Annotated in this window: 15 protein-coding genes, 1 tRNA gene and 1 pseudogene; 7 read left to right on the top strand and 10 right to left on the bottom strand. The window is 66.9% G+C overall.

Annotated elements, in window-relative coordinates; translation table 11 throughout:
- The first annotated feature begins 68 nt into the window (after positions 1 to 68).
- Entirely contained in the window at positions 69 to 1,964 is a 1,896-nt protein-coding gene (locus tag ACZY1G_RS24755) for an FAD-binding oxidoreductase (protein WP_463823882.1), read from the top strand.
- An 11-nt stretch (positions 1,965 to 1,975) separates the two neighbouring features.
- Here the strand turns inward: ACZY1G_RS24755 and ACZY1G_RS24760 are convergent, their stop codons facing one another.
- The 3 genes and pseudogenes from ACZY1G_RS24760 to ACZY1G_RS24770 form a co-directional block, all read right to left on the bottom strand.
- A complete protein-coding gene (locus ACZY1G_RS24760; protein WP_463823883.1) occupies positions 1,976 to 3,145 on the bottom strand; it encodes an FAD binding domain-containing protein in 1,170 nt (389 codons plus the stop codon).
- Between the two features lies 1 nt (position 3,146).
- Positions 3,147 to 4,238 (bottom strand): NADH:flavin oxidoreductase/NADH oxidase, encoded by a 1,092-nt coding sequence (locus ACZY1G_RS24765; RefSeq protein ID WP_463823884.1) that lies wholly within the window; start codon positions 4,236 to 4,238, stop codon positions 3,147 to 3,149.
- 12 nt (positions 4,239 to 4,250) lie between these two features.
- Positions 4,251 to 5,078, bottom strand: a pseudogene (locus tag ACZY1G_RS24770) (alpha/beta fold hydrolase).
- 280 nt (positions 5,079 to 5,358) lie between these two features.
- On the opposite strand from ACZY1G_RS24770, the gene ACZY1G_RS24775 reads away from it, so the two are divergent.
- Positions 5,359 to 6,321: an alpha/beta hydrolase gene (locus ACZY1G_RS24775; protein WP_463823885.1), complete on the top strand. Its 963-nt coding sequence runs from the start codon at positions 5,359 to 5,361 to the stop codon at positions 6,319 to 6,321.
- A complete protein-coding gene (locus ACZY1G_RS24780) occupies positions 6,318 to 9,092 on the top strand; it encodes a LuxR C-terminal-related transcriptional regulator (protein ID WP_463823886.1) in 2,775 nt (924 codons plus the stop codon). Before ACZY1G_RS24775 ends, ACZY1G_RS24780 begins: the two co-directional genes overlap by 4 nt.
- 1 nt (position 9,093) lies before the next feature.
- Here the strand turns inward: ACZY1G_RS24780 and ACZY1G_RS24785 are convergent, their stop codons facing one another.
- Positions 9,094 to 10,104, bottom strand: a complete 1,011-nt coding sequence (locus ACZY1G_RS24785) for an alpha/beta hydrolase (protein WP_463817988.1) — start codon at positions 10,102 to 10,104, stop codon at positions 9,094 to 9,096.
- A 151-nt stretch (positions 10,105 to 10,255) separates the two neighbouring features.
- On the opposite strand from ACZY1G_RS24785, the gene ACZY1G_RS24790 reads away from it, so the two are divergent.
- The 4 genes from ACZY1G_RS24790 to ACZY1G_RS24805 are packed head-to-tail and all read left to right on the top strand — an operon-like array spanning position 10,256 to position 15,022.
- On the top strand, positions 10,256 to 12,508 hold the full coding sequence (locus tag ACZY1G_RS24790; RefSeq protein WP_463823887.1) for a xanthine dehydrogenase family protein molybdopterin-binding subunit: 2,253 nt from the start codon (positions 10,256 to 10,258) through the stop codon (positions 12,506 to 12,508).
- Complete coding sequence (locus ACZY1G_RS24795) at positions 12,505 to 13,086, top strand: (2Fe-2S)-binding protein (RefSeq protein WP_463817986.1); 582 nt, start codon at positions 12,505 to 12,507, stop codon at positions 13,084 to 13,086. The genes ACZY1G_RS24790 and ACZY1G_RS24795 overlap by 4 nt, the downstream gene beginning before the upstream one ends.
- Positions 13,083 to 14,081, top strand: coding sequence for an FAD binding domain-containing protein (locus ACZY1G_RS24800; protein ID WP_463823888.1), 999 nt, complete (start codon positions 13,083 to 13,085; stop codon positions 14,079 to 14,081). The genes ACZY1G_RS24795 and ACZY1G_RS24800 overlap by 4 nt, the downstream gene beginning before the upstream one ends.
- A 47-nt stretch (positions 14,082 to 14,128) precedes the next feature.
- A complete protein-coding gene (locus ACZY1G_RS24805; protein WP_463823889.1) occupies positions 14,129 to 15,022 on the top strand; it encodes a fructose bisphosphate aldolase in 894 nt (297 codons plus the stop codon).
- A 63-nt stretch (positions 15,023 to 15,085) separates the two neighbouring features.
- Here ACZY1G_RS24805 and ACZY1G_RS24810 read toward each other — a convergent pair whose 3' ends face one another.
- From ACZY1G_RS24810 to ACZY1G_RS24835, 6 genes are all read right to left on the bottom strand, one after another.
- Entirely contained in the window at positions 15,086 to 15,529 is a 444-nt protein-coding gene (locus ACZY1G_RS24810) for a universal stress protein (RefSeq protein WP_221361050.1), read from the bottom strand.
- Between the two features lie 223 nt (positions 15,530 to 15,752).
- Positions 15,753 to 16,499, bottom strand: a complete 747-nt coding sequence (locus tag ACZY1G_RS24815) for a cutinase family protein (RefSeq protein WP_463823890.1) — start codon at positions 16,497 to 16,499, stop codon at positions 15,753 to 15,755.
- A gap of 166 nt (positions 16,500 to 16,665) precedes the next feature.
- Entirely contained in the window at positions 16,666 to 16,986 is a 321-nt protein-coding gene (locus ACZY1G_RS24820) for a DMT family transporter (RefSeq protein WP_463817982.1), read from the bottom strand.
- A complete protein-coding gene (locus ACZY1G_RS24825; RefSeq protein WP_463817981.1) occupies positions 16,986 to 17,330 on the bottom strand; it encodes a DMT family transporter in 345 nt (114 codons plus the stop codon). The genes ACZY1G_RS24820 and ACZY1G_RS24825 overlap by 1 nt, the downstream gene beginning before the upstream one ends.
- A 30-nt stretch (positions 17,331 to 17,360) precedes the next feature.
- Positions 17,361 to 17,431: transfer RNA gene (locus ACZY1G_RS24830), tRNA-Cys, on the bottom strand.
- 48 nt (positions 17,432 to 17,479) lie between these two features.
- The gene (locus tag ACZY1G_RS24835; RefSeq protein WP_463823891.1) at positions 17,480 to 18,913 is read right to left on the bottom strand and encodes an MFS transporter; all 1,434 of its coding nucleotides are present in this window, start codon (positions 18,911 to 18,913) and stop codon (positions 17,480 to 17,482) included.
- Positions 18,914 to 18,940: the final 27 nt, after the last annotated feature.

Raw genomic sequence — 18,940 nt, forward strand, 5'->3', positions numbered from 1 at the left:
TGCCGGTCACCGCGCACTCAGTCACCCGACTGATGCGGCTATCGCGCGCGGTGTCACACACTGACGACATGACAGCTGTTGACACCTTGGCCGATGAGTTCATCAAGGTCTTGCCGGGCGCCGGGGCGGTGATCACCAACGCCACCGACCTGACTCGGCACGGTCGCGACTTCTGGGGGTTCGGCGGCACCCCCGGATTGCTGCTGCGGCCCCGCACCCGTGACGAGGTGGTCGCCATCGTCACCGTCGCTGCGGAACTGGGTGTCTCCCTGGTGACCCGAGGTGGCGGCTCCAACTGTGCCGCAGCCGTCATGGCTGACCCGAGCCGAGTGATGATCGACATGTCGGCGATGAATCAGATCCTGGCCGTGGACCCGGATGGCCGCACAGCGCGCGTTCAACCAGGAGTGATCAACATTGCGCTGCAGGAGGTTCTGGCGCCACACGGGCTTTGCTTCTCGCCGGATCCGGTATCGGCGCATCTTGCGACCGTCGGAGGCAACATCATCGAGAACGCCGGCGGCCCGCACGCACTGAAATACGGCGTCACCTACAACCACGTGCTCGAGGCCGAGGCGGTGCTCGCTGACGGGACGGTGATCCGGCTACGCGCCGACGACGACGGTGCCGATCTACTCGGCATCCTCATCGGGTCAGAAGGCACCCTGGCCATCCTCACCGAGGCCACCGTGTCGTTGCGCCCACTCCCGCCGGTGACCCGCAGCCTGATGGGTAGTTTCGCGACGACCCACGCAGCTGCGGACACAGTGGCCGCGATCATCGAGACCGGCACTGTGCCCGCGTGTGTCGAATGGCTTGACCACGCCGGCATAGTGGGCCTGCAGCCCTACGCCGACACCGGATATCCCCCCGATGCGGCCGCGATCGTGCTGATCGACATCGACGGCACGGCCCAAGAAGTGGAGCGAGACTCCGCGGTCGTGGAGGCGGTGCTGCGACGCAACGCCGTCGAGGTCCGCCGCGCCGATGACGACGATGCCCGAAACAAGCTGTGGTTCGGGCGACTGCACGCACCCGACACTGTCGTGCAGAGCGGCAAGGGCTTCTTCATCGGCGACGTCACCGTTCCGCGTCAGCACTTCCCCGAGATGCAGGACGCGATCCAGGCGGCCGCCGCCCGCCACGCCGACGGTCTGCTGTTCATCATGGTCTGCGGGCACGCCGGGGACGGTGACCTGCATCCCTTCACGTTCTACGACCGCGACAATCCGAAGGCGCCCGCCGCGCTGCGGGCGGCCAACGACGAGATCGTCGATGCCGCTCTGCGTCTGGGTGGGACCATCACCGGCGAACACGGGGTCGGCACCGAGAAGCGCCTGTTCATGACCAAGCGATTCACCGCGGTCGAGATCTCGGCCCAGCGGGCGATCAAACGCGTTTTCGACCCACGCGGCCTGTTCAATCCCGGCATCATGTTGCCCGACCAATCCGTCGACGAACCCACAGTGGGGCGGTTCGAGGCCGCGGTGCGCAGGGCGCTGAGTCGACATCGGCCGGCCGCCACGGGAGGACAACCCGCTCGAGACGGTGCTGCGGCGCCCCCTCCGGGTGAGCGGGAACCGTCCGGCCCGAGCACCGAGATCACCGTCAACAAAGCCAATCTGAGCTTGGTCGTGGGAGCCGGGGTGACGCTCGCCGACCTGGCGGCATACCTCGACGAACAGCACGTCGGCTGCGCGGCGATCCCGACGCGGGCCACCGGCCGGACTGTCGGTGAGTTGATAGCCACCGCCAGTGGCAGCGAGCGCGACGCCATACGTCACGCTCTTCTGGGCGTGGACGTCATCCTGCCCGATGGTGACGCGCATGCGCGGTTCGGTGGGGAGAGCATGAAGGACGTCGCCGGATATGACACGAAGCGACTGTTCATCGGCAGCGGTGACGCGTTCGGGACCGTTGGCGCGGCCATCTTCAAGATCACGGTCGATCGCGCCGCGGCCTGAGTGCTAGGGGGTCATCGGCTATCACTGCCGGCGGTCGCCGTGTCCGCAGCGAGGAACTGCGGGCCGGTGGGGCCGAGACCGGACTGCGCGGCCAGCCGAACACCGGCACGAGCGACGGCATGCAGATGGTGCAACCGTGCCCGCTCCCACAGGCCCAATGAGGGCAGCGGAAGCGCGGTTCCGGGGACCCACCCCGCCAACGTCCGGGCAAGCCCGGCCGCGTCGCCGAACGCCTTGGAGGTGCCCGAGGCGGTGTGGGGTCGTACCGTTCCGGCGGCGTCGCCGATCAGCACCACGTGATCGGCGACCATGCGGGCTGGGGGGAGGTCGTACACGGGTTGCAGGAACACCCGAGACGCAGCGATCAGTTCGTCGAAGGCCGCGGGTAATCGGCTGGCAGCCAGATCGCGAAGGGCGGTCATCGAGGCGTCGCTGAGTTCCCCCGGCGGTAAGAACTGTTCGAAGCGTTGCCCGCTGCGTCCGGTCACGAGCGATGCGACCCGCGCCTCGGCGGTGTTGACGTACAACACCCAGTTGACACGACGCAGGCCCGCGGAGGTGTGCCCGGTGGACCCGGGCACCAAGTAGCACAGCATCTGCAGTCCCGGAACGGCGAAGATGGTGAATCGCTCGGCAAGCAGATCGACCAGGCGCTCAGAGATCTCAGCTTCAGCCTCGAGTCCCCGAAACGCCACGTAGCCGCTGTATCTCACGTCGTCTCGCCCGGTGAGCAGTCGCCGGGTCGTCGACCCGATGCCGTCTGCGCCGACGACGACATCGCCGGTGGCGGTGTTCCCGTCACCGAATGTCGCGGTCAGCGCAGTTTCGCCGCCCGCGAGGCCGGTCAGTGTGCTGTCGAGTCGTAAGACGTCGCCGAGCGGCTCACGAAGGGCGTGATACAGGGTGTCCCAGGCGGTCATCCACTGCGGCGCCGAGTAGCGATGGGGGTCACCATCGTGATGCAGCTGCTGACGTTCGGCCAACAGCACGCTGACCGAGGGCACCGACCGGCCGAGTCGGGCGAGCAGATTGGCGACCTCCTGCTGCATGACGATGCCGGCGCCACGCGGCTGCGTGCGGTCCACCGACCGCTCGTACACCGCGACATCGGCTCCGATCGAACGCATTTCGTGGGCACACGCCAGCCCACCGAGGGATCCGCCGACGATGAGCGTGTGCATCTCAGCCGAACGCCCTTGCATAGCGGACCGGATGGGACAGGTGGTGGCCGAGATGATCGGCAGCCTGCCGAATCCACGCCGGGTTGCGAAGCAGTACGCGGGCCAGGAACACCGCGTCGGCGTTCCCGTCGGCGATGATCCTGTCAGCCTGCTCCGGGTCGGTGATGAGCCCGACTGCCGCAGTGGGAATGTCGACGTCCCTGCGCACCCGAGCGGAGAAGGGCACCTGGTAGCTGGGTGAGACGGGAATGGTGGCATCCGGTGCCGATCCGCCCGAGGAGACGTCAACCAGATCGACACCGAGGCCCTTGAGCCGCGCGGCCAGCTCGACGGTGTCGGCGAGCGTCCACCCCGGCCGGACGTCGTCGGTGTCACCGGCGAGCCAGTCAGTGGCCGAGACGCGGAAGAACAGCGGTAGTTCGTCTGGCCAGACCGAGCGCACCGCAGCGACGACTTCGAGGGCGAACCGCATCCTGTGCTCCAGGGGGCCGCCGTAACCGTCGTGACGGTGATTGGAGTGTGGCGACAAGAACTGATGGATCAAGTAGCCATGGGCGCCGTGAATCTCCAGCGTCTGGAAACCGGATTCGGCGGCGCGGCGCACCGCGTTCGCGAACGCCTCGACGATGGCTGCGATGTCGTCGGTGCTCAGCTGCGCCGGGGCAGGCAACCGCCCGAACGCCACCTCGCTGGGCCCCACGGTTTCCCAGGGCTGGTGCGGGGGCCGGTTCTCGTCCGGCCAGGGAACCCCCGTGGAGCCCTTACGCCCCGCGTGCACTATCTGGATGCCGGGGACAGTCCCCTGGTCCTTGAGGAAGCTGGTGAGACGGCGAAACGACTCCGCCTGAACGTCATTCCAGAGGCCCAGGTCGTGGTGACTGCTTCGCCCCAACGGGTCCACGGCGGTGGCCTCCACCATCACCAGCGCGGCACCGGCCACCGCGCGGGAGCCCAGGTGTTGCAGATGCCAGTCGGTGGGTGAGCCGGTAGCGGGACCCTCGGGGACGCCGGCGAACTGCATCATCGGCGACATCCAGGCCCTGTGGGCGTAGGTGATGTCCCGCAATGTCAAGGGCGAGAAAAGATGTGGCATCGTGATCCCCGATCAGCCTGTGAGAAATTCGAGAAGGTCGGCATTGATGACGTCGGCGTGTGTGGTGGGCATCCCGTGCGGGAATTGGTCGCGGTAGGTGCGCAGGGTGCTGTTGCGCAACAGCGCAGCCGATTTCGGTCCGGCCGCTACATAGGGCACGATCTAGTCGTCGACGCTGTGCATCACCAGCGTCGGGACAGTGATCTTCTTCAGGTCTTCGGTGAAGTCGGTCTGCGAGAACGCGACGATGCCGTCGTAGTGCGACAGGGCGTCGCCCATCATGCCCTGGCGCCACCAGTTCTCGATGATCGCTTCTGACGAAGGGACGCCGGGCTGGTCGAAGTTGTAGAACGGTCCCGCGGGCAGTGCGCGGTAGAACTCCGATCGGTTTGCGGCGAGCTGGGCCTGCAATCCGTCGAACACGCTCTTGGGCAGTCCCTCCGGGTTGGCATCGGTCTGCACCATCAGCGGCGGGACGGCACTGATGAGAGCGGCCATGGACGCGCGCTCTTCGCCATGGCGGGCCAGGTACCGAACCACTTCTCCGCCGCCGGTGGAGTGACCGATGTGGATGACGTCGTGCAAGTCGAGGTGCCCGACGAGGGCGGCCAGGTCATCGGCGTAGTGATCGAGATCGTGCCCACCCGGTGTTTGGGTGGAACGTCCGTGGCCGCGCCGGTCGTGCGCGATCACACGGTAGCCCTGGGCCAGGAAGAAGAGCATCTGGTTGTCCCAGTCATCCGACGAGAGCGGCCAGCCGTGACTGAAGACGATCGGCTGCCCGTGCCCCCAGTCCTTGAAGAAGATCTCCGTCCCGTCGGCGGTGGTGATGGTGGCCATGAAAGCTCCTCGGTGGTGATCGGTGACTCGGCCTCAGGACCGTCCGACGCCGAGCGCGTCGACGGGATTGGTGGGCGTGCTCGACCATCGGTGGCCAGGCCGTTGTCGACCTCGGGTCGAGTATCGGCGAGGACGTTCCCAGCGTCATCAGTCGTGTGACTGATGGCTCGGGTTCGCGCAGGTGGGAGCGTTGCACGATGAGCCGAATCGTCGAGGGACGGTTTATGATCGACGCAGATCACGCGGTGACAGGCCGCGTCTGGGCGGCAGGGCGCGGCGTGTGAGTTTCGATGGACGACCTGGTGGTGTGGTTCTCGACCCGGCAGCCGCCGAGTTGGTCGAGGCGATGCGCACGCCCCCGACGCTGCGGGACCTCGGACCCGAAGACGGTCGAGTGGCGCTGCGCGAAGTCCAACAGAGCAGCATCGCAGGTCCGGGGATCGTGGCGAGATTTCACACCGCCGAGGTGGGGCCGTCGGATCTGACCGGGTTCTGGATCGTGCGACCAGAGGATGCCGTCGGGCCGCTTCCCGCGGTTCTGTACCTGCACGGGGGACGCTGGATGTTCGGCGATGTCGACACCCACGCCGCCGTCATCGGAGAGTTCGCGCTGCGGTGTCAGGTGGCGATGGTGGTGCCCGAGTACAGCCGCACCCCGGAGGCGCGGTATCCCGTAGCGCTGGAGGAGTGCTACGCAACGCTGCGGCGGATCTACGACGACGCTGACGAATTCGGTTTGGACGCAAAGAATTTCGCCATTGCCGGCGACTGCGCCGGGGCGACCTTGGCGGTCGCGGTCGCAATGGTGACCAAGTCCCGCGGCGGCCCGCGCCTTCGCGCTCAACTTCTCTACTATCCCCCCACCGACGCATCGTGCCGATCGGAGTCGCACCGGACTTTCGCTTCGGGATATCTGATCAGCAGCTCTGAGCAAGCGTGGTACTGGGACCAGTACTGCGACGGTGACGTCGAATGTCCCACGGTGTCACCGCTCTACGCGACACACGACGATCTGAGCGGTCTGCCGTCGACCCTGATCGTCACCGCCGAAGCAGATGTCGTCCGCGACGAAGGCGCGCACTTCGCCGTGAAACTACGGCGCGCGGGTGTCGAGGTGACGGCGGTGCGCTATCTGGGCGCGGTGCACGACTTCGTGGTGCTCAGGCAACTCGCCGACAGCCCACCCACCAGGGCGGCGGTTGAACAGGGTGTCGCATTCCTCAACGAGGCCCTCCTGCGATGACCTCCACCCGTACTGTGTGCCCCGTCGGCCGCGCCGACGCGATCGCGGCTGTATCGGCGGTCGCCGGTGGCGTCCCTGGCGCCGCCCCGGCGCTGATCGTGTTCGGGGCTGCCGGCATCGGAAAGACGACCCTGCTGCACTACGTCATCGACCATATCGGCGACCGGGGCGTCGTGTTGCCCACCTCAGGCACGGCACGATCACCGTTGCGGGTACGGATGGTCAAGTTGCTCTGGCCATTACGCGACCACGTCGCCGGCCTGCCCCGCGCGCTCCGCGAGGAACTCGACGATCTCTTCGACGGCTCTGCCGCAACGGCACTGCACCGTGACCTTCTCATCGACGCCGTCACCGCATTGCTCGACGCAGCCCGCGTCCCGGTGTTGCTGACCGTCGACGACATCGACCAGGCCGATGACGACGCTCGCGGCCTGCTTCTCGCTGTGGCCGCGCAGCTGACCGGGACGCGCGTGCGAGCCGTCCTGGCTGCGCGTCGGCGCGATGTCCTCGGTGGTGCCGCACGATCGATCGCGACACTGGACCTGGGCCCGCTGTCGGCGTCTGCATCAGCCGAACTGCTTGATGCCCAGCTGATTCAACCCGACCGAAGTGTTCGCGGTGAGATCATCCGCTGGGCGCGTGGCAACCCGCTGGCGTTGATCGAGTACGCCCGCGCCTACGGCCGCAATCAAACCAAGACATTTCACGGCGCCACGTTGAACGAACTGGCCGGCTACCACCCGGTGTTCGTGGATCAGATCTCCGCGCTCCCCGCCGACACGCGTCGGCTCCTGCTCGTGGCTGCAGCGGCCACCGGGTACGAGACCATCGACGCCATCACTGCGGCCGCAGGCCTCGACGATGACTTCACCGCATGGCAGCCGGCCCGCGCCGCGGGCATCGTCGAGTTCACCGACGACCGACATGTCGTCTTCGCGAACGCCATGATCCGTTCGGCCGCATTCGCCGACGGAGATCTGGGCTCTCAACGCAGCGCGCACCGCGCGCTGGCCGCCAGTCAGGGCCTCAAGGACAGCCTGCGGGCCTGGCATCTGGCTGCCGCGGCGTCCGAGCCGGACGAGACGATCGCCGCAGCCTTGGAAGACACAGCCATCGCCTCGTCGTGCCTGGGCAGGGAATTGGAATTGGCACGCGCACTCCAGCGGGCAGCAGAGATGAGTCCTCGGCGTAGCGACGCCGCACGGCGCTACGCGCAGGCCGCCAGTGCCGCGAATTTCGGGGGCGATCCCGGTTGGGCACACGCGCTGACCGAAGTCCCCCTCACCGAGGCCGACGATCCCGATGTCGCGGGTTTCGCGGCATTGACCGGTGCGTCGGTACAGCTGCAGTACGGGCGCGTCACCGAGTCCTTCGACACGATTCGCGCCGTCCTGGACGGCCGTCGGCCCACCGACACCCACCTGCAGCTCGCGCTGCTCTACGCGGCAGCAGGCGCATCCTTCTACACCGGTGCCCGCGAGCACCGCCAACACCTGCAGGGTTGGTTGCCGACCATCGAGACACCCACCGCGCCGAGCCGCTACGCGGTTCCATTCCCCACCACCGTGGCACCGTTGCAGCTCGCATACGTCAGGATGTATGCCGAGACGGCCGCATCGACGACGGCGCGACCCCGTGAATTCGACCGCGCATGGTTGCGGACCCAGTCCCACCAGGACGCAACGGCTCGTACGGCACGACAACTCATCACCGGAGCGATGGCGTACGCCTGCGAGGAAAGCGCCATCGCCGCCGCCGAACTGGGTCACGCCGTGGACGACATGTCAAAGCTGACGGGACTACGCGGGTTCGCCTTCGCGCTGGCACCGCTGGCGTGGGCACTGCTCGACACCGGCCGGTGGGACGAGTTGACTCACCTGTTCGGGCTTGCCGACTCAGCGACCGCCGTGCATTCCATGGTCCTGGTCGAGCGTGAGATTACTGCCTGCGCAGCTCAATTACACGCGTTCCGAGGCGACGTCACGGCAGCAGCCGCTGCGCTCGGCCGCGCTCGCAACGTCACTCCCGGCACCGGCACGCCCCCGCCGGCGACCGACGTGGCTCTCACCCGCGCCTCGGGCTGGATGGCGGTGGCTGCCGGAGACTTCGACGAAGCCTTCCGCCGATTCCGAGCGGCTTTCCAGGACAACGCCGATCCGGTCCACTTCGTGGTTTCCTACCGCGCGGTGGCCGACATCGCGTGGGCGGCCGCGCGATGTGGGCGAGCCGAGGAGGTCGCGCCCCTCATCGCCAAGATCGGCCGCCACGTGATGACCAGGCCCCCCACCCGGCTTCGTCTGCTCCAACATCAGGCCCTCGCCCTGACCACCGCCGGCCACCGTGCCGAACACCATTTCAAGCTCGCCGTGTTCGACCCCGCTGGCGACCAGTGGCCGCTGGACAGGGCACGGGCTCGGCTGCATTACGGCGAGTGGCTTCGACGGGCCCGCCGCCCCGCCGAAGCGAGATTGCTGCTCGGCGCGGCGTTGGAGGTGTTCACCCGACTCGGCGCTGCACCGCTGGCCGACATCGCGCGCAGCGAACTGCGTGCCGCTGGCGTGCTCACCGACGAGCCGGCCTCCCCCGATGCCCTGCAGGACCTGACCGCCCAGGAACGTCAGATCGTGACGATGGCGGCGTCCGGAATGACCAACCGTGAGATCGCAGACCGACTGAAGATCTCGCCGCGCACGGTGGCATCCCACCTGTACCACGTGTACCCGAAGCTGGGTGTCACACGCCGTCACGAATTGCGTGTGTTCACCACCTGACCTATGGCTGATCGCTGTGCGCGGCGGTGCCAAGCGTGCTCTTCAGCACCGAACAAGCCTGTGCTAGAGCCGATTTCGCTGCCGGCGATTGCCGCAGAGCGGTCAAGACGACGAAGTCGTGGATCGTACCCTCGTAGCGCACGGCCGCCGAGGCGGCGCCCGCCGACCGTAACCGCGCCGCAAACGCCTCACCCTCGTCGCGCACGACATCTGCCTCGGCGGTGATGATCAACGACGGTGGGAACCTCGCGAGGTCAGCATCGTCGGCGCGCAACGGGCACACTGTGGCGTCCAGACGTGCGTCCACATCGGGGGCGTATTGATCCCAGTACCACTGCATGTCATCACGACGCAATCCGTAGCCGCGCGCGAACGTTCGATAGGACTCGGTGGCGAAGTTCGCGTCGACTACCGGGGTGAAGGCCACCAGCTGCTCGAACTGAAACGTCTTGCGCCGAAGTGCCGTCAGGATCAGGCTGATCGCGAGGTTCGCGCCTTCGGAATCTCCGGCGATCGCCAGGCGGTTCGGGTCCAGTCCGTGATCTGGCCCGCGTGCGACGATCCAGGCTGCCGTGGCATACGCCTGCTCCAGCGCGAGTGGGTAACGCACCTCGGGTGAGCGGGAGTACTCGAGAAAGACCACGGCAGTCTGGGTTCGCACCGCGATGTCGCGCACTAGGAGGTCATGGGTGGCGGCGTCCCCGCGGACCCAGCCACCGCCATGCAGATAGAGCACAGCCGGCGCGGGGCGTTCCAGCCGCGGCGGCTCGACGATGCGGATGCGCAGTGCGTCTCCATCGGGTCCCGAGATCGTGATCCAGCGTTCGCTGACCCCGGGCTCCGCCGTCGTCGAGCGTTGCAACTCGACGAATGCCGCGCGGTGCATGTCCACTGACGCCACACCCGCCGGGACACTGCGATCTGCGATGTCGACGAACGCCTGCGCGGCGCGATCCAACGCCACGCCGTGCGGATTGGCGGCCCCGCCACCGCGCTCGCCGGAGATCGACACGCTCCTCAGTGTGGGGTAAACCGCGTGTATGTTCATCAGCCGGGTGACTGAGATCAGGGGAGACCGAATCCCGTCAGTCATATGACTGATGACCTGCCACACCCCCTACGTTCAGGCTGGTTGGCTGAGGCTAGTCAGGAAGGGCAGCGTGATGACGACGGCACCAGAGGCCATGGGACGGCCCATCAGCCGCGTCGAAGGCTTCGACAAAGTGACCGGCAAAGCCCAGTACACCGCCGACGTCGTCCTCCCTGAACTCGCGCACGCGGTGTTGGTGCAGACCGAGATCCCGCACGGCCGCGTCACCGAAGAATCTCTGCGAACCGCCGCCGTCGTGGTCGGTGGTGCACCGGGCGTACTGCATGTCCTGACGCCCCTGAACTGCCCGCATCTGCGTGCCTTGCCGCGGGACCTGACTTTCGATCTGCCGCTGGAGCGACGTCCGCCGCTCTCGGATCTCACCGTTCAACACGTGGGCCAACATCTGGCCATGGTGGTGGCGGACACCCTGGAGAACGCCGTCGCCGCCGCATCGCTGTTCACCGTGAACTACGAAACGGCACCAGCGCAATTGAACGCCCACGCCGTCGTGGAGCAGCCGACCGCGCCCGACGAGAAGGACGGCCAGATCCGTCACGGCAGCTACCTTCCCGATCACTTCGTGAAACTGCACGAGGAGAAGCTGCAAGACCACCGGGGCCAGCCCCCGTCCGCAGGCCCGGACACGATCCGCATCGACGCGCACTACACGACACCGACGAATGCGCACTACCCCATCGAACTCTCGGCGACCATCGCCCACTGGGATGGCGACCACCTCGACGTTCACGACAGCACCCGGTGGATCGCCGGCGAGCGGACCGCATTGGCCGCTTACCTCGACATGCCGGAGGATCGCATCCGCATCGTCGCACCACTGGTGGGCGGCGCCTTCGGGTCGAAGAGTTTCCTGTGGATGCACGTGGTGTTGTGCGCGGTCGCTGCGCGAGCCGTGGATCGGCCGGTGAAGGTCGTGCTCACGCGGGACCAGATGTTCACCTCGACGGGGCATCGTCCCCGGACCTACCAGGACCTGTCACTGATCGCCGACACCGGCGGTTCGATCCTCGGCACCGAGCATCACACGTTGACCGAGACGTCCACTGTCGCCCACTTCTGCGAGCCAGCCGGCCTTTCCACCCGTTTCTTGTACTCCTCCCCCAGCCTGGTCGTCTCCCATCGCGCCGCGCGAATCAACTCGCCCACACCGTGTTTCATGCGCGGCCCGGGCGAGGCGCCGGGATTGTTCGCGCTCGAGTCCGCGATCGACGAACTGGCCGAGAGACTCGGCATGGACCCGCTCGACCTGCGCGTCCGCAACCACGCAGACATCGATCAGGCGAGCGGTAAACCCTGGTCGGGCAAGCACCTGCTCGAGTGCTACCACGACGGTGCACGTCGGTTCGGCTGGAACGATCGGCCACTGACCCGGCGGGCGATGCGCCGCAACGGCATTCACGTCGGTTGGGGTATGGCGACCGCCACCTACCCTGGTCGTCGGATGCCCGCGGGATGTCGCGTGGAGACCGACGCGCAGGGCAGCGTGCGATTCTCATCGGCCACCCACGAAGTCGGCAACGGCGTGCGCACCGTGATGACGCAGGTCGCCGCCGACACCACCGGACTGCCGATGTCCCGGGTGACTTTCCTGTCTGGCGACTCGCTGTTCCCGGCGGCCCCCTACAGCGGCGCATCCCAGACCACGGCCACAGTCGGTTCTGCCGTCTTCGCGGCCGCCACGGAGTGGAAACGCCGATTCGCCGACGCGGTGGTCCGTGACCAGTTCTCGCCGTTCCATGGCTGCGAACCCTCCTCTGTCGACATCAGCGCCTTGGCTCCGGAAACAGCCGCCGCCTATCGCGACACACTGAGCTTCGACATCACCAGCGACGAGGGCGAGCAGCGGGCAGAAGCGTTCCAGTCGTTCGGTGCTCACTTCTGCGAAGTCGAAGTCGACGAGCAGATCGGACGAGCAAGCGTCACCCGGTGGGTCGCCGTCATGGACTGCGGTCGGGTGCTCAACCCGAAACTGGCCCGAAACCAGGTGATGGGAGGCATCACCTTCGGGCTCGGCATGGCGCTCCTCGAGCAGGTCCCGCACGACGAAACGACCGCGCTTCCCATCGGGGAGTACTACCTACCGACCCACGCCGATCGCCCAGAATTCGATATCTCCTTCATCGACAAGCCCGACTACGGGCTCGATCCGATCGGCGTGCGGGGCATCGGCGAGATCGGTACCTGCGGGGTGCCGGCTGCGATCGCGAATGCCATCTACCACGCCACCGGCACGAGGCTGCGTCACCTGCCGATCACTCTGGAGGACCTCATGCGCCCCTACCAGCCGCCGAACCCCACCTCGTGACGACCAGCGACGCCGACACCGGGCACGGTGGGCCAGACCGCCAGCGCGGCTACCGCCTGGAACTGCGCATCAACGGCGACCTCCATCGAATCACTGTCGACCCCCGATCGACCCTGCTGGACCTGCTTCGGGAGCGACTCCACCTCACCGGCACCAAAAAGGGCTGCGACCATGGGCTGTGCGGGGCCTGCACAGTGGCAGTGAACGGTGAGCGGGTCGTCAGCTGCCTCACACTGGCGGCATCGATCGACGGGGCCGATGTCCTCACCATCGAAGGAATCGCAGACGGAAACCAACTGCATCCAGTCCAGCAAGCCATGCTCGACTGCGACGGATTCCAGTGCGGATACTGCACACCCGGTCAGATCTCGTCAGCCCACGCGATGTTGGCGGAGCACCAGCGCGGAGACATCAGCACGAGCACCTTCGAGGGCACTCGCAACGATGTGATCGCCGGATGTCGCAGGCTGACGACGCCGGAGATTCGAGAACGGATGGCGGGCAACATCTGTCGGTGCGGCGCGTACGCCAACATCGTGGCGGCGATCCAGACGGTGGCCCAGGAGCGGCACCTGTGAAGACCTTTCAGTTTCGCCACGCCACCTCCGTCGCCGACGCCATCGACGCCGCCACCACCACCGGGGCGAAGTATCTCGCCGGAGGGACGAACCTCATCGACCTGATGAAGGGAGGCGTCGAACAGCCCGAGGCGCTGATCGATCTTCGGCGCCTCGGCCTCACGTCCGTCTCGGAGACCGACATCGGAGGCGTCTTCATCGAGGCAAGCGTCACGAACAGCGTCGTGGCCAACCACCCGCTCATCCGGACGCAGTACCCCGTGCTGTCCCATGCGATCCTCAGCGGCGCCACCACCCAATTGCGCAACATGGCCACCGTTGGTGGAAACTTGTTGCAGCGCACGCGATGTCCGTACTTCATGCAGACAACCTTCACGGCGTGCAACAAACGCAACCCAGGCACCGGTTGTGCTGCGCGACACGGATTCAACCGGGAACACGCGATATTCGGCGCCAGCGACGGATGCGTGGCGATCCATCCCTCCGACATGGCCGTGGCACTGGAAATCCTCGACGCACAAGTGCACGTGCAGAATTCGACGGGCCGACGAACCGTTCCGATCAACGATTTCTTCGCTCTACCCGGCGGGACGCCCGAGACCGACAACACGCTGCAGCCGCACGATCTGATCCTCGGCGTCGAGCTGCCGCCCTCCAGATTCTGCGACAACTCCTGGTACCTCAAGGTGCGCGACCGCCACAGTTACGCGTTCGCGCTCGTGTCCGTCGCCGTTGGTCTTCACCTCGACAACGATCGCATCGTGTCAGCAGGGCTCGCCTTGGGTGGTGTGGCCGCGAAGCCCTGGCGGTTGCATGACGCCGAAGCCAGCCTGATCGGGCAGGCGCCTACAGCAGAGACCTTTCACGTCGCAGCGCAGCTCGCGATGACCGGCGCGCAGCCACTCAGTCAGAACGGATTCAAGATCGACCTGGGCCGCCACAGCGTGGTCAAGGCGCTCACCCTGGCCGCAGTCGACCGCGGTACCGGGGCCTGAGACCGGTTCCTTTCCCCGCAGCAGCGCACGTGTTAGAACCTACGAACATGAACACCGATCAGCACACCGCCGAACAATTCTCCAAGGTGCAGCGTGGCGCCGGCTTCATCGCAGCCCTCGACCAGAGCGGCGGCAGCACCCCCAAGGCGCTGAAGCTGTACGGCATCGACGAAGACGCCTACTCCGGTGACGCGCAGATGTTCGATCTCGTCCACGAGATGCGGACCCGCATCATCACCAGCCCGAGTTTCGACGGCGACCGCATCCTGGGCGCGATCCTCTTCGAGGACACGATGGATCGCGACGTCGAGGGCAGGCCCACGGCGGACTACCTGTGGAACGTCAAGAGCATCGTGCCGTTCCTGAAGGTGGACAAGGGTCTGGCCGACGAGCAGGACGGCGCGCAGGTGATGAAGCCGATCCCCGGGTTGGACGATCTGCTCGCCCGTGCCCGCGACAAGGGCGTCTTCGGGACCAAGATGCGCTCGGTCATCAAGGCACCCGGCGCCGGTCTGCAGGCCGTGGTCGACCAGCAGTTCGAGGTCGGCAGGCAGATCCTCGCCACCGGTCTGGTGCCGATCATCGAGCCCGAGGTGGACATCCACAGCCCCCAGAAGGCCGAGGCCGAGGATCAGCTGAAGGCCGCGCTGCTGGCGGCCCTCGACGGCCTCGACGAGGCGGTGATGCTGAAGCTGACACTGCCCAGCGTCGACGACCTGTACCGCGAACTCGTCGACCACCCGAAGGTGGCGCGCGTGGTCGCGCTGTCCGGCGGTTACGACCGCGACGAGGCCTGTGACAAGCTCGCAGCGAACCACGGTGTGATCGCGAGCTTCTCGCGCGCTTTGACCGAGGGGTTGACCGCGCAGCAGAGCGACGACGAGTTCAACGCGACGCTGGACGCGGCCATCACCGCGATCGCCAAGGCATCCGCAACCTGAGCACCACGGCGTGACGAAACCCTGGGTCGGTTCTCCGACCCAGGGTTCGTTGTCGTTCGGACGTCAGGACGTGTGGACGATCAGCACGTCGGACTTCGCCCGGCGGGCGACGTTGGCCGGCACCGATCCGAGCAGTCGGCCGGCGATGGTGCTCAGTCCGACATTGCCGACGACGAGCAGGTCGGCGCCCACTTCCTCGACGAGATCGACCAGCGCATCCACCGGAGCGCCGACAACGGCCTTCTCCTCGATGTTCTCGGCGCCAGCGGCCTTCGCCCGGTCCCGCGCCTCACGCAGGATCGCGTAGATCGGGGCATTGCCGGACATCTTGTACCCCTCGTCCTTGAGCAGGTCCGCGGCGCGCTGGTCCTCGCCCTGAGGGAAGTACGCCGTCGAGACGATCAGTTTGGCGCCCGCGCCGGCCGCGATCTGGCCGGCACGATCCACCGCGCGCAACGAAGAGTCCGAACCGTCCGTGCCGACCACCACGGTTTGGTAGGCGCTCATTCAAATCCTCCCGATGTGAGTTGCTGCTCTGCCATTCCCAGGCCAATCGTGACAGTAACCCGGTATCCGGCGAACATGGGTGCGAATCACGACACCAGTGCGCCATTTGCCCAGGATCGGCGCTGCCGTGCGCTGGCAACGTCACCTCGGGGGTGGCGGCGTGACCTGGCCGACATGGCATCAGGGTGCACGGGCGCGGGTGCGCCTCGTCCGCGGCAGCGGATCAACCGCCAGGTCCTGCCGCAGGTGTGTACTCGGCCGCGGGAACATCCTGCTGCGCAGACAATTTGGTGTCGACGGCGAGGCCGACGACACGCCGCGCAGCGAATGTTGCGGCCTCGTCGATCATCCCGTTCCACATGTAGGAATAGTGGGCGAACATGTCGAACCCTTTGGAGCAATAGGGATCGTTGGTCGCGCAGAGGTCGATCGTCTTGCTGCCGTAGAGCGGACTCAACGTGGTCAGCGGACCGAGGTTGGCGTAGTCGCGTGACGGGTTGCCGAAGACCGCGATCGCCGAGACGTGACTGACCATCGCGTCGGGCAGCGGTGAGGGCGTGAAGAACCACAGCTTCTTCTTCCCGATGGTGATGAGGTCGATCACCCCGGCGCCCTGGGAGATTCCGCCGAGCACGATCTTGGTCTGAGGACAGATACCGGCGATGTACTGGACGTGCTTGTTGGCGTCGACTGCACCTTCGGATGTCGACTTCGAGAAGTCCCAGCTGGCGGAGTAGTCGACCGCGTAGGCCTCGATCTTCTTGGTGTTCAACTTCTTCTGCAGGGATTTGACGAAGAGCGTACCGACCGGGCCGAATCCCGGCTTGTCGCTGGTGCCCCGCGCGAAGACGACTTCGACGTCCGGGCACGAGGCCGCCGCAGCGACGGGTGCACGAACGGACAAGGCACACAGCGCCAACACGATGGTGACCGCAATCCCGAGCGCACGAGCTGCCTGGCGAGTGCTCACGCGATCACCGTGTCACAGTTTCAGCAAACATAGCGAGTTCGGCAACTCAATGGTGATCGATGCGTTGCCGAACTGTGTCGCAGCTGCGCCATAAAGCGTTGTGACGTGCTGCAATTCACAATCACCTTTTCGCTATGTGGATAGCGAATCCCCCGGGATGTCGAGCTCAGTGGGCGGCGCCGAGCTCGACGAGCAGCACACCAGCCACGATCAATCCCATTCCGGTGAGCATGGTGGGCGTGAGCGGCTCGCGGAACAGGATGCGCGACGCCGCAGCGGTCAGAGCCACCCCCGCCGCGGCCCAGATGCCGTAGGCGACACCGAGCGGCATGCCGTGCTGCAACGACGCGGACAGCATGGTGAACGCGACGACATAGCCGATGAGCACGACGCCGTAGAAGGCGCGACGGCCTCCGGCGGCCACCCGTAACGCCAGGGTGCCGGTGACCTCCGACGCGATGGCCCCCATCAACAGCACGTACTGCACTACGGCGCACCGTCCGCGGAGTCCTCGGCGTGACGCGCGCCCATCTCGACCAGGAGCACGCCGGCGATGATGCACCCCATGCCGATGCCCATCAGCACGGTGAACGCCTCACCGAAGACGATCGACGACAGGATCGCGGTCAACGCGACCCCGATCGCCCCCCAGATGCCGTAGGCCACCCCTAGTCCCATACCGCGTTTGAGGACGAGCGTGAGGAACACGAACGAGGCGAAGTAGCCGCCGACCACGACGACGTAGAGCGCGGGCGTGGCGACCGCGCCTTTCAGCGACAACGTGGCGGCGACCTCGCTGACGATGGCGCAGAGCAGGAGAAGCCACGTCACGAGGACTCAAGGTACCCGGGTACCGGTGCGAGCGGATGACGGGATTCGAACCCGTGTAAACGGCTTTGCAGGCCGGTGCCTAGCCACTCAGCCACACCCGCACTGCCCGTTACTCTGCCGGCCCGCGCCGCGTCAGCCCAGGCTTGTGCTCACCGTGATCCTTGACCGGGCACGGGGCGGCCGCTGCGGATGGCGGAGACCACCGCCGAGGCTGCCAGCACCGCGAACACGGCGAACAGCCAGTGCGCGGCCGTCGCATCACCGCGATCGGAGACGTTGACCACCACGCCCGCCAGCGCAGCCCCGAACGCGCCGCACATCACCTGCACGGTGTTGATGGCCGCCGCGGCCGCGGGCCCCTCGGCGGGATCACGCACCTTGCTCATCGCCCACGCCGACAGATGCGGCCACGCCATGCCGATCCCCGATCCGGTGATCACCAACGAGAGCGCCCACGCCGCGATGAACCACACCGAGGCGTCCTGCCGCTGCGTCAGCGCACCGATCGTCAGACCCGCCGCCATCACCAGCGGGGCCACCGCCACCACGCGCACGATCACCGCCGGCCTGCTCAACGACGCGCTGGTGATCTCCCCCGCCGTCCACCCCACCGCCAGGCCCGCGCCGAGGAATCCCGCCGCCAGCGGGGCGAGATGGCCGAGCCGCTGCCCGAACAACGGTACGTACATGTCCACCATCGTCGCGGCCATCAACACGCCCAGCGTCAGGTAAACCCACTTCAACGGTCCCGGGGCGAACGCGCTGGGTGGCAACACCGCTGCCCGGGCCCGGCGGTCGACGATCACGAACACCGGGATCAACGCGAGGCCCGCAGCCACCAGAGCCGCCGTCGCCCGCGCGTCATGCGGAACCCCGGCCGCCGAGACCAGCAGCGCCGCCGTGCCGAGCAACAGCAGCGACCGCACCGGGACCCCGACCCGCGCCGGCGGGCTCGCGTCGGCCGGACGGCTGGGCAACGCCACCGGCACCAGGACAGACATCGCCGTCGTCATCACCACGAGCACACCGAAAGCCCAACGCCACGAACCGAACTGGGCGAACAGTCCGCCAGCGGCCGGCCCGACCAGCGTGCCGACCCCCCACATCGCCGACACGAGGGCCGACGCTTTGGTCCAGAGTCGGCTCGGCAGCGCGGTGTTGATCACGGCGTATCCGAGTCCGGCCAGCATGCCACCGGCCGCGCCCTGCACCGTCCGGCCGACGAGTAACAGCTCCATGGTGGGCGCCATCGCACACGCGAGGCTGCCGACCCCGAACATGCTGAGCCCGAGCAGGTATGACCGGCGCGGTCCCCACCGCATCAGGATCGCGTGCACGGCGGTGGCCGCCACCACCGATCCGACCAGATACACCGTGGTCACCCACGCGTAGAGCCGTTGTCCGCCGATGTCGGCGACCGCGCTGGGCATGAGGCTGATCGTGAGGAACTCGTTGGTCGCGTACAGCGCCACGCCGCCGGCGAGCACGGTGGAGGCACCCAGATACCGCGGCCCGAGGAGGTCGCGCCATGTCCCGGCGTTCCGCTGCTGCACCGCAGCCCCGTCAGCGTCGATGTCAGTCACGCCGTTGACCGTAGGACCTCAACAGCC

This window comes from Mycobacterium sp. IDUB_5 (assembly GCF_055419565.1).